Below are 14,841 nucleotides of genomic sequence, written 5' to 3' on the forward strand. Positions count from 1 at the left end.
CCTTGCGGAGCCCGCCGGTCAATGCGTGCTAGCGGCGGATGCCGAGCTTGCCGATCAAGGTCTGATAGCGGCCTTCGTCCTTACCCTTCACATAGTCGAGAAGGCGGCGGCGCTGCGACACGAGTGCCAGAAGACCACGGCGGGAATGGTTGTCCTTCTTGTGGTCCTTGAAGTGCTCGGTCAGGTTCTTGATGCGCTCGGTCAGGACGGCGACCTGAACTTCGGGCGAACCGGTGTCGCCTTCCTTGGTCGCGTATTCCTTGAGCAGTTCCTGCTTGCGCTCTGCGGTAATCGACATCGCGTTCTTCCTTTCGAATTTGAGGAATTTGGGGTCGCCCGCAGCCGGGATGTCGTCCAGCAGGGGCCATGGTCAGTCGCGAAAAAACCGCAACGATGCGGCGCATATAGTGGAATGTGGCGTGAATTGCCAGCGAAAAAGCCGGCAGACGGCGCCGCGAGATGCGGCGGCGGGGCTCAGTCGTCCCCGCCGGGCATCACCTTGGCGCGCGGAATGGTGAAACGATATTCGATCCCGTCCGCATGCAGCGTCCGCTCGATGGTCGCATCCAGCGTGCCACCCACCATGCGTTCGATCACTTCCGTACCGAAACCACGCTCCCGGCCGCCGTCCGTGAGCGTCTCGACACGTTCGCGCCAGACGAGCTCGATGTCGTCCTGCGTCAGGTGCCATGACACGTCGAGATTGCCGGTGCGGCCGGCGAAGGCGCCGTATTTCGCAGCGTTGGTGGCCAGTTCGTGGAAGGCGAGGCCCATGGTCTGGGCCGCCTGGTTGGAGAGGCGGACGAGAGGTCCGTCCATGGCGAGACGGCCGTTCTGATCAGGACGGAAGGGTTCGATCTGGGCCTTGAGCAGCGCCAGGAGTTCGACGCCCGCCACGCCACCTTCGATCAGGAGGTCGGTAGACCGTGCCAGCCCCTGGACCCTCTTCTGGAAACTGTCCTGGAAGTCGTCGAAGCTCGCGGCATTGCGGGCCGTCTGCTTGGCGATCGAGGAGACCACAGTCAGCTGGTTCTTGGAACGATGCGCCACCTCGCGCATCAGGAAGCGGATCTCGCTCTCCGCCTTCTGCCGCTCCCGCCCGGCCTGCTCCAGGGCCTCTGAGACCGACCTGATCTCCGTCACGGGATAGTCGGTCGCCTCCACCATCTCGCCCGCGCCGAGCATCCGCGCATCGCGGGCCAGCCGGCGGACGGGCCGCGCGACCTGATGGGCCACGAGCAGGACGCCCGCAGCGCCGATCAGGATCATGGCCAGCCCACCCAGCAGGAAGGTCCGCATCGAGCGCCTCATGGGCTGTTCGATGATGGCGGTCGGTGCCCACAGCACCACCCGCCAATCGCTCATCTGCGATTGCGCGGTGATCGTCTGATAGGTCTCGCCCTCATGGGTGACGCGTTGGCGCATGCGGGCGTCTTCCGTCGGCATGCTCGCGGCGAGGAAGAAATCCCGCCCGACATCGGACGATATATACGAAGAGGAGACGACCACGTTCGCGCGGTCGATCAGGGCCGCGTTCCACCCGCCCCGCAGATTCCGGCTGGCCAGCGCTGCCGCCAGGTCCTCCGCGTTCTTGGTGAGGACGAGAGCGATGGGACTGCCCTGAAGTTGCCAGGGCAGGATCACGTTGAAGACCCATCTTTGCGAAAGGCTGCCGACGAAGACGTCGGAGACCAGCGGCTCGCCGCTTTCGAACGCGGCGCGCACGGGTTCAGGATCGGCGGTATGGGGGAGGGGGGTCCCGAATGGCACGCGGGTGTTGATCACTTGGCGCATGTCCCCGTCGAGGACGATGAGGTGGTCCTGGGTACCCCGCAGCGCGGTTTGGGAGCGGTAGTGGAAATCCCCGAAATCGGCCTCGGCCAGCGAACTGGCCGTCGACAGGACCCTGAGGGTCGTCAGCATGCTGGACAGCTCGCGGTCCACGGTTGCCGCGATGGAGCCCGCCGTCGCCTCGGCAAGCGTCATCGTCACTTCCTGCTGCGCCTCGTTGCTGCGCTGGAGGAGCACGATCGAGAAGGCCAGTGCCGGGATAAGGATGACAGCCGTCAGCAACAGCAGGTACACGCCGATGGGAAGCGACGCGCGGCGCCTGGTTCGCGCCGCCCCATCCTTCCCGTCAGCCGCCCGTGTCTGGCCGTCCTCGCTGAGTTGGTTCAACTGGCGCGCTCGCCTCTCCTTGCCACCGCGTCGTCTGGCTTAGCACAGCCAATCGCCACCGCCATAACATAAGGCGGTTGCGAATCGGTGGATACTGATTGCGCTTGAGAGCAGGGCTATCCGGCGAAAACGCGGCGGGGACGGAACATGCCGGCCTCGATCGCGCCGATGGCCACGAGCTTGCCCCGAGCAACGGCGCAGGCATCGTCGGCTTCGGGCGGGGCGTCGCGTCCGCGCACGATCACCGGGTTGCCGCTGCGCACGCGGGCTGCCGCGTCGTCCGTCAGGCTGACCTGGGGGAGGAATTCGAGCGCCGCCGACGTGTCGAGCAGAAGCCCGTCAAGCGCGACCAGCGCTGCCCCGGCGGGTCGGCCGGGTCTTTCGCCCTCGGCGAGTTCCTGTGGCTCGCGCGCCGCGGCGATCGCCGCCTCCAGTTCCTCGAGCGTCACCAGATCGTCGGCGGTGAAGGGGTCGACCTCGGTGCGGCGCAGATCGGCGATATGGCCGAAACAGCCGAGATCGCGTCCCATGTCGCGGGCCAGCGAACGCACATAGGTACCCTTGCCGCATTCGACCTCGAAGATTGCATGGTCGGCATCGGGACGTTCGACCAGGTCGAACCGGCCGATCTCCACCTCGCGTTCGGGAATGTCGACGGTCTCGCCCTCGCGCGCCAGGTCATAGGCGCGCTCGCCGGCGATCTTGATCGCCGAGAAGGTCGGCGGCTTCTGCATGATCACGCCGGTATATTTCGGCAGCAGTGCCAGGATCTCGGCATCGTCCGGCCGCTCCTGCGAGCTGTGGACGACGCTTCCCTCGAGATCGTCCGTCGTGCGCTCCTCGCCCCACGCCACGGTGAAGCGGTAGATCTTGGTGCCGTCCATCACATAGGGCACGGTCTTGGTGGCTTCGCCCAGCGCGATCGGCAGCATGCCGGAGGCAAGCGGGTCGAGCGTTCCCGCATGGCCGGCCTTGTCGGCATTGAAAAGCCATTTGATCTTGGAGACGGCATCCGTCGACCCCATCCCCTTCGGCTTGTCGAGCACGAGCCAGCCCGTGACGGACCTGCCCTTCTTCTTTCCACGGCGTGCCATCAGTTCCTGTCCTCGTCCTCGTCGTCGAGATCGCGCGCGACTTCCGGCGAGCGCAGCAACTGGTCGATGCGGGCCATGTTGTCGAAGCTGGTGTCGAGCCGGAAGCGGAATTCCGGCATGTATTTCATCTGTCTCAGCGCGCCCGATACCCGGCCGCGAATGAATTTGGCGTTGCGGGCCAGGGCCTTGATCACGGCCTGATCGTCGCTCGCGCCGAGCGGTGCGATGAAGGCGGTCGCGATCTTCAGATCCGGCGACATGCGCACCTCCGTCACCGAGACCACCGTCGCCTCGATCACGTCGTCGCGGATATCGCCGCGCTGGATCACGTCGGCGAGCGCGTGGCGCACCTGTTCGCCCACGCGAAGCTGGCGCTGGGAAGGACCCTTGTTGTCAAAGCGGGACATGTCGAAAAATCCTTGATAGCGGCCGACGGGATCGAACCGTCGGCCGTTTCGAAGCTCATGCCGGAACGGGGCGCCCGAAGGCGCCGCGTTGCCTCGGCAAATGCTGCTACAGCGTGCGCTTCACCATCTCGACGCGATAGGCCTCGATGACGTCGCCCGCGCGGATGTCCTCGTAATTCTCGAAGGCCATGCCGCATTCCTGGCCCACCGGGACCTCGGACACTTCGTCCTTGAAGCGCTTGAGCGTCTTGAGCTTGCCTTCGTGGATGACGACATTGTCGCGCAGAAGCCGCACGCCGGCGCCGCGTTCCATCTTGCCTTCCGTGACGCGGCAACCCGCGACCTTGCCGACCTTGGTGATGTTGAACACCTCCAGGATCTCCGCATAGCCGAGGAAGGTCTCGCGCCGCTCCGGCGAAAGCATGCCCGACATGGCGGCTTTGATGTCGTCCACCAGGTCGTAGATGATGTTGTAGTAGCGGATCTCGATGCCGGACTGCGTCGAGGCATCGCGCGCCTGCTTGTTGGCACGCACGTTGAAGCCGATGATCGCCGCACCCGAGGTTTCCGCGAGCGACACGTCGCTCTCGGTGATGGCACCGGCGCCCGAATGGACGATCCGTGCCCGCACCTCGTCCGTGCCGAGCTTGTCGAGCGCGGCGACGATCGCCTCGATCGAACCCTGGACGTCGCCCTTGATGATGAGCGGGAATTCCTTGAGTCCCGTGCTCTGCAGCTGCGTCATCATCTGTTCGAGCGAACCGCGCTGGCCGGCCTGGCGGGCCACGGCCTTCTCGCGGGAGAGCCGCTGGCGGTATTCCGCGATCTCGCGGGCCTTCGACTCGTTCTCCACGATGGCGAAACGGTCGCCGGCGAGCGGCGTGCCCTGCAGGCCGAGAATCTCGACCGGCATGGCGGGACCCGCCTCCTTGACCTGGTCTCCCCGGTCGTCGACGAGCGCGCGCACGCGGCCCCACTGGTCGCCGGCGACGATGATGTCGCCCACTCTGAGCGTGCCGGCCTGCACGAGGACGGTCGCCACCGAACCCCGTCCGCGGTCGAGCTTGGCCTCGATGACCACGCCTTCGGCGGTGCGGTCGGGATTGGCTTTCAGCTCGAGGATTTCCGACTGCAGGATGATCGCCTCGAGCAGCTTGTCGAGACCGGTATGCTTGGTGGCGGAAACCTCGACGTCCAGCACTTCGCCGCCCATCGATTCCACGAACACCTCGTGCTGCAGCAGTTCGGTGCGCACCTTCTGGGGGTCGGCGTCCGGCTTGTCGACCTTGTTGATCGCCACGATGATCGGGACTCCCGCCGCCTTGGCGTGGTTGATGGACTCGATCGTCTGCGGCATCACGCTGTCGTCGGCCGCCACCACCAGGATGGCGATGTCGGTTGCCTGCGCGCCACGTGCACGCATCGCCGTGAAGGCGGCGTGGCCGGGCGTATCGATGAAGGTGATCTTCTGACCGTCCTTCTCGACCTGATAGGCGCCGATATGCTGGGTGATGCCACCGGCCTCGCCCGACACGACATTGGCGCTGCGGATCGCGTCCAGCAGCGAGGTCTTGCCGTGATCGACGTGACCCATGATGGTGACCACCGGCGGACGCGATTTCTGCGTCTCGGGCGCATCCTCGATGTCGAACAGGCCTTCCTCGACGTCGGATTCCGCCACGCGCTTGACCGTGTGGCCGAATTCGACCGCCACGAGTTCGGCCGTATCGGCATCGATCACGTCGCCGGGCTTCATCATCTGGCCCTGCTTCATGAAGAACTTGACCAGATCCACGGCGCGTTCGGCCATGCGCTGTGCCAGTTCCTGGATGGTGATCGTCTCCGGCAGGACGACCTCGCGCAGGATCTTCTCGCGCGGCTCCTGGCTCATGGAGCGCTTGAACTTCTCCTGGCGGCGACGCATCGACGACAGCGAGCGTCCGCGCGCATCGCCGTCATCCGTCAGCGCCTTGTTGAGCGTCAGCTTGCCGCGGCGGCGTTCTTCCTCGCCTTTCGGCTTGACGGGACGCGGTGCGGCGACCTCAGGCTTGACGGGGCCGCGCTTGACGGCCGGGCGTGCCTCGACATCTTCGATGACGGGGGTCGCGGGCGTCGCTGGTGTCGCGGGCTGCGGGGAACGGCGGTTGGCCTCTTCTTCCGCGCGGCGGCGCGCTTCGGCCTCGGCGGCGAGGCGCGCTTCTTCCTCTGCCTGGCGCGCGGCAGATTCGTCGCGCTCCTTGCGGCGGCGCTCCTCCTCCTCGGCGCGGCGCGCGGCGTCTTCGGCAGCGCGCTTGCGTTCCTCGACCTCGCGTACCTTGGAATCCATCAGCGCGCGACGGCGCGCTTCCATCTCGCCGGAGGACAATTCGTTCAGCACGACACCGCCGGAGGAGGTCGGCCGTGGCGCAGGCGCGGGATCCGGGCGCCGGGGAGCCGGTTGCGGCTGCTGCGCGCGCGGCTTCAACGTCACGGCGGGCGCCTCCGGCTTGTCGTCCGGGCGCGTGAACTTCCGCTTCTTCGTTTCGACAACGACGGCCTTCGAGCGGCCGTGCGAGAAATTCTGTCGCACGGTTCCCTGATCGAGGCCCGGACGCTTGATCGACAGCGTCTTCTTGGCCCCGACGCTCAGCGTCTTGTCGTCATCGGATTTCGTATCGCTCATTCCATATCCTTTGCGGTCTCGGGGTCCGCGTCGCTATCGGCTTGGGACGGCCGATGCTCGGGGCTTGCGCCCCTGAACCGGGCCAGCGCATCGAGGCGCTTGAGAACCATTTCGCCGGTCTGTCCGGCGAGCACGGCTGCATGTATCACATTTGTGCCCCCCAATGCCAAACCCATTTCGGCTTCGGAGAACAGTTTGTAGGCCGGAACGGGCATGCCGCCGGCCTGTTCGACGGCATGTCGCGCCTGCGCCAGTTTGCGGATGCCGTCCGCGGAGGCCTCGCCGGCGTGAAGGACGGCAAGGCACCGGTTGGTGCGGATCGCCGAATCCACCTTGGCCGCACCCGTCAGGAGGGCGCCGGCCTTCCGCGCGAGACCGAGGGCCCCCAGCGCGGCGGAAGACAATTGACGATCCAACATATCCGCCAGATCGGGCGGAACGATGACTGTCTGGCGAAACGACCGCGCAAAGAGGTTCTTGGCGGCCGCCTTCTCGACGAGGCTACGCTCCGCCGTGACCCAGCAACCGCGACCCGGCAGCTTGCGCTTCAGGTCGGGAACGACCGTGGAATCGGGACCGACGACGAAGCGGATCATCCGCTCCGGCTCGCCGCCGAGGCGCGTCACTATGCATGTGCGCTCGTTCATTTCCGATTCCATGTTCGCCGCCCGGCGTCCTTTCAGACACCGGTCGTCTCCTCGCTGCTTTCGGCCTCTGCCGCTTCATCCTCGCCGACCAGATCTTCCTGGCTGATCCAGCCCATCTTCATGCGGGCGGCCACGACCATCTGCTCGGCCTCGGCGCGCGACACGCCGAAATTGCCCAGCACGCCGTCGAAGAAGGTCGTCTCGCCGTCCTTGCGTTCCTTCCAGCCGACCAGATCGTCGATGGCGTATCCGGCGAAGTCCTCGATCGTCTTCACGCCGTCCTCGCCGAGCGCCACCATCATCGCCGTGGTGAGGCCGGGGATCTCGCGCAGCTCGTCCTCGACGCCGAGTTCCCGACGCTTGGCGTCGTGCTCGGCCTCGATCCGCTCCAGATATTCGCGCGCACGCGTCTGGATCTCGGACGCGGTGTCCTCGTCGAAGCCGTCGATGGAGGCAACCTCGTCACTATCGACATAGGCGACTTCCTCGACGCTCGAGAAACCTTCCGAGGCGAGCACCTGGCCGACCATCTCGTCGACGTCGAGCGCCTCCATGAAGAGGTTGGAGCGTTCGGTGAACTCCTTCTGGCGGCGCTGCGACTCTTCTTCCTCGGTCAGGATGTCGATGTCCCAGCCTGTCAGCTGCGAGGCAAGCCGCACATTCTGGCCGCGACGGCCGATGGCCAGCGACAGCTGGTCGTCGGGCACCACCACCTCGATGCGCTCGGCATCCTCGTCGAGCACCACCTTGGCGACTTCCGCCGGCTGCAGCGCGTTGACGATGAAGGTCGCGGCGTTGTCGTTCCAGGGGATGATGTCGATCTTCTCGCCCTGCAATTCGCCCACCACGGCCTGCACGCGGCTGCCGCGCATGCCGACGCAGGCGCCGACCGGGTCGATCGAGGAATCGCGGGAAATCACCGCGATCTTGGCGCGCGAGCCCGGGTCGCGGGCGACCGACTTGATCTCGATGATGCCGTCATAGATCTCGGGTACTTCCATGGTGAACAGCTTCGCCATGAACTGCGGATGCGTGCGCGACAGGAAGATCTGCGGACCGCGCTGCTCGCGGCGCACGTCGTAGACATAGGCCCGGACGCGGTCGCCATATTTGTACATCTCGCGGGGAATGAGCTCGTCGCGGCGGATGATGGCCTCGCCACGGCCGAGATCGACGATCACATTGCCGTATTCCACGCGCTTGACCGTGCCGTTGACGATCTCGCCGATGCGGTCCTTGTATTCGTCATACTGGCGGTCGCGCTCGGCCTCGCGCACCTTCTGCACGATCACCTGCTTGGCCGACTGGGCGGCGATGCGACCGAAATCCATCGGCGGCAGCTGTTCGGCGATGAAGTCGCCGGCCTGCGCATCGGGATTGCGGTGGCGCGCGTCGTCGAGCGAGATCTCGCGCACGGGCTCCTCGACCGTCTCGACGACCTGCATCAGCCGCTGCAGCTTGATCTCGCCGGTCTGCGGGTTGATGTCGGTGCGGATATTGGTCTCCTGGCCGTAGCGCGAGCGTGCCGCCTTCTGGATGGCATCGGCCATGGCGCCGAGCACGATTTCCTTGTCGATGGACTTTTCGCGCGCGACCGCATCCGCGATCTGCAACAGCTCCAGCCTGTTTGCACTGACTGCCATGTCTTTCTCCTTCAGCAAGGGCGATTGGCGCCCATCTGCTCGATCTCAAGAATCCGTTTCGGTCTCGTCGGTCTCGTCCGTCTCGGCCGAGTCGCGGCCGCGATTTTTCTTGGCTTCCTGGCGCGCCTTCTTGTCCTTTTGAAGGGCATCGCGCACCAGATCGTCGGTCAGCACCAGGCGCGCTTCGGCCAGCGCGTCAAACGGGACCACGACCGTCGGTTCGTCGCCATAGCTCGCCTGGTCGCGCTCGATCGTCACGCCGTCCTCGCCGACTTCGCCGATGCGGCCCCGGAAACGCTTGCGCTCGGCGACCATCACGCTGGTCTCGATCTTGACCAGATGACCCTTCGCCACCTCGAAATCCGATTTGCGCACCAGCGGGCGGTCGATGCCGGCCGAGGAAACCTCCAGATGGTAGGCCTTCTCGATCGGGTCTTCCACGTCGAGAACCGGCGAGACGAGCCGGCTCAGCTCTTCGCAATCCTCGACCGTCATGGTGCCGTCGGGGCGCTCTGCCATGATCTGTAGCGTCAGCCCGTTCTGGCCCGACAGCCTGATGCGCACCAGGCGAAAGCCGCCGCCACGCATGGCGGGCGCGATGATCTGGGCGATACGCGCCTCGACCCCGGTTTCCTTGATGATGCGATCGTCGTTATCCGACATGCCTGTGAGAATTCCCGTTTGTGGACGGTCGCTGGCGAGGCTTCGGGTAACAAAAAAGAGCGGGACCGGTGGGACCCACTCTTCGCCATATCGACCAAGAATTTGAAACCCATATAGCCGCACGGGCGTCCATAATCAAGACAGCAGCATCCGATCAGGTCAGCGTTGCTTCCAGCTCGGCCGCCAGCCCCGCCATGCGCGCCACCGTGTTCATGTTGCGCGCCGTGCCATGCTTCGATGCGGCAAGCGCAAGCTTCGATTGCCCCTGGCCGCTGGGGTACTCGACATAGATTTCGCGCCGACCGAGAGCGATTCTCTCGTCGGCGCGGCCAACGGCCGTGGCGATCGTGTCCGCGGCCGGTGCCGTGTCGAGAAAGATCGCCACCGTCTGGCTGGGATTGGCCTCGGGGAAGGGATTGGACGCCAGCACCGCCGCCATCTCCGCGGCGTCGCGCACCAGCACCGCCACGGGACGGCCTGCATGCGCGCTCACGCGCTCCTCCAGCATGTGCTTGATCGCCGCCTCGTCCAGCCCGCTGGCCAGCACCGCATTGCCGCTGGCGATGTGGGTTCGCACGCTGGCAAAGCCGCAAGCCGCGCACATCGCACGCAGATCTTCCATGGCAAGCTTGCCGGTGCCCCCCACATTGACGGATCGCAGGAACGCGACCCACGCCCTCATTCCCGTCCCGCCTCTGCGACGATGGCCGCTTCCAGCGCGGCCAGCCCCTTGAGGAGCTGGTCCGCATCGTCATCCTTCAGCGCGTCGAGGAGCTCGGTCTCGAACTGCCTGGCAAGCGGCACAAGCTCGCGATAGACGTCGAGTCCCGCCCGCGACAGTTCCAGATGCTCGGTGCGCCGGTCCTCGCTCGCGGTGGTGCGCGTCAGCCAGCGCCGCTCTTCCAGCGCGCGCACGGCACGGCTGACCTTGGTCTTGTGCATCGCCGAATGCCCGCCGACAGACGTGGCGGTCATGCGGCCATACTGGCCGAGCGTTGCCAGAAGCCGCCATTCGGGACGCGTCATCCCATAGCGGTCGCGGTAGATGCGCGCGAAATTGCGGCTCACCGCCTCGGCAAGCCGGTTCAGCCGGTAGGGAAGAAATTCTTCCAGGGAAAGCGGGGGCTTCTCTTGCATGGTGTCGACCTGCTGGAAACCGGTCGCACATGCAACGATCCCGGCGCCGCGGTCAAGCTTGGTAGAAAACCGAAACGCCCCGCGAAAGCGCGGGGCGTTCGGAAAAAGCCGGCCTTGCGCAGAACCTTATTCGGCGGCCTCGCGCGAGATGACACCGCGGCGAATCTGGTCTTCCTCGATGGACTCGAACAGGGCGCGGAAATTGCCTTCGCCGAAGCCCTCGTCACCCTTGCGCTGGATGAACTCGAAGAAGATCGGGCCGATCACCGTCTTGGAGAAGATCTGCAGCAGGATCTTGGTCGTGCCGCCATCGAGAACGCCTTCGCCGTCGATCAGGATGCCGTGCTTCTTCATCCGCTCGATCGGTTCGTCATGCTCGTTCACCCGATCGCGGCTCATCTCGTAATAGGTCTCGGGCGGGCCGGGCATGAACTTCAGCCCGTTCGCGGCGAGCTTGTCGGTGGCGTCGTAGATGCCATCCGTGCCGACCGCGATGTGCTGGATGCCTTCGCCCTTGTACTTCTTCAGATACTCCTCGATCTGGCTGTTCTCGTCCTTGGACTCGTTCAGCGGAATGCGGATCTTGCCGCAGGGGCTGGTGATCGCCCGGCTCATCAGCCCGGTGATGCGCCCGTCAATGTCGAAGAAATGGATCTGCTTGAAGCCGAACATGTCGCGGTAGAAATCCCACCACTTGTCCATGTTGCCGCGATAGACATTGTGGGTCAGGTGATCGAGGAAGTAGAAACCGACGCCCTCTGGCTTCGGATCGGCCTCGCCCAGCCACTCGAATTCGTCCTCATAGGCCGAGCCCTTGCCCCGGTATTTCTCCACGAAATACAGCAGCGAGCCGCCGATGCCGACAATGGCCGGCACGTCGAGCGCCTTGCCGTCGCCCTCATAGGGCGTCGCGCCCTTCGACACGGCATGCTTGAAGGCATGCTGCGCATCGACCACGCGCCACGCCATGGACGGCGCGCAGGGGCCGTGCTCCTCCACGAAACGCATCGCATGCGAGCCGGGCTCGGCATTGACGATGTAGTTGACATCGCCCTGGCGCCAGACCGTGATGTCCTTGGTCTTGTGCCGGGCAACCGCCGTGTAGCCCATCTTGGTGAAGAGTTCGGCGAGCTTCTCGGGCTCGGGATGGGCGAATTCCACGAATTCGAAGCCGTCCGTACCGGCCGGATTGTCGGTAGTGATTTCGGCGGGCGGGGCATCGTGCGGGAAAGGACCCATCTCATCCTCCTTCATGGGATTTGAACAACAATTCCCAAGATTAACGCGTATCGCGCACAAGAGGGTTGCATTCGGGCGCGGCTTGGCGCCTATTTTTGCGAGAAACACGCATCAAAGGATCGTCAATCGCAATGAACGAGCAGATCGACAAGTTCGACCGCAAGATACTGGCCCTTTTGCAGGCGGATGCGCGGCTGACCAACAACGACCTCTCCGAGCGGGTCAACCTGTCGCCCTCCCAATGTTCGCGCCGCCGCCAACGGCTGGAGGAGGTGGGGTTGATCATGGGCTATCGGGCGGTGCTCGATCGCGAGCGCCTGGGCTTTCCGCTCGTCAACGTGATCTCGGTCACGCTCGCCACCCACAACCGCGACAATGCCCGCCGCTTCGCGGAGCTCCTGCGTGGCCTGCCGGAAGTGCAGGAGGCGCACGCGCTGACCGGCGAGATGGATTACGTGCTCAAGGTCGTGACGCGTGACCTCAAATCGCTCTCGCAATTCGTCAACGATGTGCTGCTGCCGCATGAATCGGTGCAGCACGTCAAGACCGCGATCGTGCTCGAAACGCTCAAGGAAGCGGGCCCGCTGCCACTGTGACGGCGCCGGCCTGCCGCCGACGCGTTACAGAAAAACGCGCACCCCCCTCTTTATTGTTACATAATCTCTTGTAGGATCGCTTCACCGGATGGAGGAGCACCGGGCCAAGGCCCGCCGTCCGCGCGTATTTTAGGAGGAGATTATGATGACAGGTTTGAAGAAGACCGTGGCGCTGGCCGCCTCGGTCGCACTTGCCGGCTGGCTGGGTGCGACCCAGCTCGCCTTCTCGCAGGAGGTGACGCTCAGGCTGCACCAGTTCCTGCCCGCCGCCGCAAACGTTCCGGCCCACATTCTCGACCCCTGGGCCGACTCGATCGAGGAACAGTCCGACGGCCGCATCCGCATCGAGCGCTACGCGGCCATGTCGCTCGGCGGCACGCCGCCACAGCTCTACGACCAGGCCGTCGACGGTTCGGTCGATATCGTCTGGACGCTGCCGGGCAACACGCCGGGCCGCTTTCCGGCCACCGAGCTGTTCGAGCTGCCCTTCATGATGACCAATGCGGAGGCAACCTCGCGCGCCTACTGGGACATGTTCGACAAGCACATGCGCGACGATTTTGCCGAGACCCACATCCTCGGAACCTGGGTCCACGGCCCCGGCATCATCCACACGCGCGAGCCGGTCAACGAGATCGCCGACCTTCAGGGCATGACCATCCGCGCGCCCACCCGCATCATCAACGCGCTTTTGGGTGAGTTGGGTGCCACGCCGGTCGGCATGCCGATCCCGCAGGTGCCGGAGAACCTGTCGCGCGGCGTCATCGACGGTGCCGTGGTCCCCTGGGAGGTCACAGCCGCCCTGCGGGTGCCCGAGCTCGTCGGCAACCACACCGAGTTCGGCGGCGACCACGCTTTCTACACCACGACCTTCGTGCTGGCGATGAACAGGGACGCCTATGAGGGCCTGCCCGAAGATCTGCGCGAAATCATCGATGCCAATTCCGGCCAGGAATTCTCGGCCTTTGCCGGGCGCACCCAGCAGGAATACGATGCGCCGGGCCGCCAGATGGCGGTCGACAACGGCAACAACATCGTCGAGCTTTCGGCCGAACAGGCGGAAGCCTGGCGCGAGGCCGCCCAGCCGGTGATCGACAATTGGGTCGCCGAAATGGACGGTCGCGGGCTTGACGGGCAGGCACTTCTCGACGAAGCACGCGAATTGATCGCGCGCTATACCGAAGAGCAGTAGCTCACACTGTCTTGGCTTGAGCGCGGGGCGGGTTTCCGCCCCGTTCTCGTTACGGGGAGGGGCATTCCATGACCGTCGTAATCGCGGGAGCGGGCATAGCCGGGCTGACCCTGGCGCTCTCCCTCCATCAGGTCGGCATCGCCTGCCGGGTCTACGAACAGGTCGCCGAACTCAGTCCGCTCGGCGTCGGCATCAACGTACAGCCCCATGCCGTGCGCGAACTGTTCGACCTCGGCCTCGAAGACACGCTCGAAATGCTCGGCGTTCGCACCCGGGAAGTCTCCTATTTTTCCAAGAAGGGCGGGCTCATCTGGTCGGAGCCCCGCGGCACGCTGGCCGGCTACCGCTGGCCGCAATATTCGATCCACCGCGGCCATCTGCAGATGATGCTGCTCGACGCGGTGCGCGCGCGCCTGGGTTCGGACGCGGTCGTGACCGGCTGTGCGGTCTCCGGCTTCGAGCAGACCGGCGATGGGGTGGACGTGCGCCTGGCCCGCCGGGATGGCTCGGGCAAGACGGTGCGCGCGGATCTGCTGCTGGCCAGCGACGGCATCCACTCGGCCGTGCGCCGGCAGCTTTTCCCCCTGGAGGGCCCGCCACGCTGGGGCGGTGCGGTCCTGTGGCGCGGGACGACGGTCGAAAAGCCCTATCTGTCGGGCGCGACCATGGCCATGATTGGCCACGAATGGCAGAAATTCGTCACCTACCCCATCTCGAAGCCCGATCCGGTCACGGGCGAGGCGCTGATCAACTGGATCGCCGAGCTCAAATACGAGCCGGGCACCGGCTGGAACCGGGAGGACTGGACCCGGCCGGGCGATTTCGCCGATTTCATGCCCGCCTTCGAGGAGTGGCGATTCGACTGGCTCGACTGCCCGGCACTCATGAAGAAAGGCGGCTTCTGTTTCGAATATCCGATGGTCGACCGCGATCCGCTGGAGCGCTGGACGCACGGCCGCGTCACGCTCCTTGGCGACGCGGCCCACGCCATGTATCCGATCGGCTCCAACGGCGCCTCCCAGGCGATCGTGGACGCGCGCTTCCTGGCCCGGCAGATCGCCGACCATGGCATGGGCACTGACGCGCTTGAAGCCTATGAAGAGGCCCGCCGTCCCGCAACGAGCCGCATCGTGCTGGCCAATCGCGGCAACGGACCCGATCAGGTGATGCAGGTGGTGGAGGAGCGCTGCGGCGGCGTCTTCGACGATATTTCTGAAGTGCTTTCCCGGCAGGAACTGGAAGAAACGGCATCGGCCTACAAGAGGCTCGCCGGCTTCGACATCGAGACGTTGAACGCGGCTCCGCCGATCATCGGCGCGTCGACAACGGATAGGGCTCGGCTTGATCAAAACGGTTATGTCGTATAACAGATTTGCCGGATCT

The 14,841-nt window shown here is 65.1% G+C and carries 14 protein-coding genes; 3 read left to right on the top strand and 11 right to left on the bottom strand.

What is annotated here, in order from left to right:
* Nucleotides 1-28: 28 nt before the first annotated feature.
* The 11 genes from rpsO to hppD all read right to left on the bottom strand — a co-directional run bounded on the left by rpsO (nt 29) and on the right by hppD (nt 11,670).
* On the bottom strand, nt 29-298 hold the full coding sequence (rpsO, locus tag GRZ55_RS17070; protein ID WP_169288166.1) for a 30S ribosomal protein S15: 270 nt from the start codon (nt 296-298) through the stop codon (nt 29-31).
* A gap of 176 nt (nt 299-474) precedes the next feature.
* Nucleotides 475-2,178, bottom strand: coding sequence for a sensor histidine kinase (locus tag GRZ55_RS17075; protein ID WP_169288167.1), 1,704 nt, complete (start codon nt 2,176-2,178; stop codon nt 475-477).
* A gap of 116 nt (nt 2,179-2,294) precedes the next feature.
* The gene (gene truB / locus GRZ55_RS17080; RefSeq protein ID WP_169288168.1) at nt 2,295-3,272 is read right to left on the bottom strand and encodes a tRNA pseudouridine(55) synthase TruB; all 978 of its coding nucleotides are present in this window, start codon (nt 3,270-3,272) and stop codon (nt 2,295-2,297) included.
* The gene (gene rbfA / locus GRZ55_RS17085; protein WP_169288169.1) at nt 3,272-3,679 is read right to left on the bottom strand and encodes a 30S ribosome-binding factor RbfA; all 408 of its coding nucleotides are present in this window, start codon (nt 3,677-3,679) and stop codon (nt 3,272-3,274) included. Before rbfA ends, truB begins: the two co-directional genes overlap by 1 nt.
* A 106-nt stretch (nt 3,680-3,785) precedes the next feature.
* On the bottom strand, nt 3,786-6,341 hold the full coding sequence (infB, locus tag GRZ55_RS17090; protein WP_169288170.1) for a translation initiation factor IF-2: 2,556 nt from the start codon (nt 6,339-6,341) through the stop codon (nt 3,786-3,788).
* Nucleotides 6,338-7,000: an RNA-binding protein gene (locus GRZ55_RS17095; RefSeq protein WP_169288171.1), complete on the bottom strand. Its 663-nt coding sequence runs from the start codon at nt 6,998-7,000 to the stop codon at nt 6,338-6,340. Before GRZ55_RS17095 ends, infB begins: the two co-directional genes overlap by 4 nt.
* Nucleotides 7,001-7,020: 20 nt before the next feature.
* Nucleotides 7,021-8,631, bottom strand: a complete 1,611-nt coding sequence (gene nusA / locus GRZ55_RS17100; protein WP_169288172.1) for a transcription termination factor NusA — start codon at nt 8,629-8,631, stop codon at nt 7,021-7,023.
* Nucleotides 8,632-8,676: 45 nt separating this feature from the next.
* Nucleotides 8,677-9,294, bottom strand: coding sequence for a ribosome maturation factor RimP (gene rimP, locus GRZ55_RS17105; RefSeq protein WP_169288173.1), 618 nt, complete (start codon nt 9,292-9,294; stop codon nt 8,677-8,679).
* A gap of 154 nt (nt 9,295-9,448) precedes the next feature.
* Nucleotides 9,449-9,976, bottom strand: coding sequence for a DUF1697 domain-containing protein (locus GRZ55_RS17110; RefSeq protein WP_169288174.1), 528 nt, complete (start codon nt 9,974-9,976; stop codon nt 9,449-9,451).
* Entirely contained in the window at nt 9,973-10,431 is a 459-nt protein-coding gene (locus GRZ55_RS17115) for a MarR family winged helix-turn-helix transcriptional regulator (protein WP_169288175.1), read from the bottom strand. The genes GRZ55_RS17110 and GRZ55_RS17115 overlap by 4 nt, the downstream gene beginning before the upstream one ends.
* A 126-nt stretch (nt 10,432-10,557) precedes the next feature.
* Nucleotides 10,558-11,670, bottom strand: a complete 1,113-nt coding sequence (hppD, locus tag GRZ55_RS17120; protein ID WP_169288176.1) for a 4-hydroxyphenylpyruvate dioxygenase — start codon at nt 11,668-11,670, stop codon at nt 10,558-10,560.
* Between the two features lie 131 nt (nt 11,671-11,801).
* On the opposite strand from hppD, the gene GRZ55_RS17125 reads away from it, so the two are divergent.
* The 3 genes from GRZ55_RS17125 to GRZ55_RS17135 all read left to right on the top strand — a co-directional run bounded on the left by GRZ55_RS17125 (nt 11,802) and on the right by GRZ55_RS17135 (nt 14,825).
* Nucleotides 11,802-12,266 carry an Lrp/AsnC family transcriptional regulator gene (locus GRZ55_RS17125; RefSeq protein ID WP_169288177.1) on the top strand — a complete coding sequence of 155 codons (465 nt, stop codon included), beginning with the start codon at nt 11,802-11,804 and terminating at the stop codon, nt 12,264-12,266.
* Nucleotides 12,267-12,411: 145 nt separating this feature from the next.
* Complete coding sequence (locus GRZ55_RS17130; RefSeq protein ID WP_169288178.1) at nt 12,412-13,458, top strand: TRAP transporter substrate-binding protein; 1,047 nt, start codon at nt 12,412-12,414, stop codon at nt 13,456-13,458.
* A 68-nt stretch (nt 13,459-13,526) separates the two neighbouring features.
* Nucleotides 13,527-14,825, top strand: a complete 1,299-nt coding sequence (locus GRZ55_RS17135; RefSeq protein WP_169288179.1) for a flavin-dependent oxidoreductase — start codon at nt 13,527-13,529, stop codon at nt 14,823-14,825.
* The last annotated feature ends 16 nt before the right edge of the window (nt 14,826-14,841 follow it).

Source organism: Chelativorans sp. ZYF759, from assembly GCF_012911015.1.
Taxonomy (GTDB): Bacteria; Pseudomonadota; Alphaproteobacteria; order Rhizobiales; family Rhizobiaceae; genus ZYF759.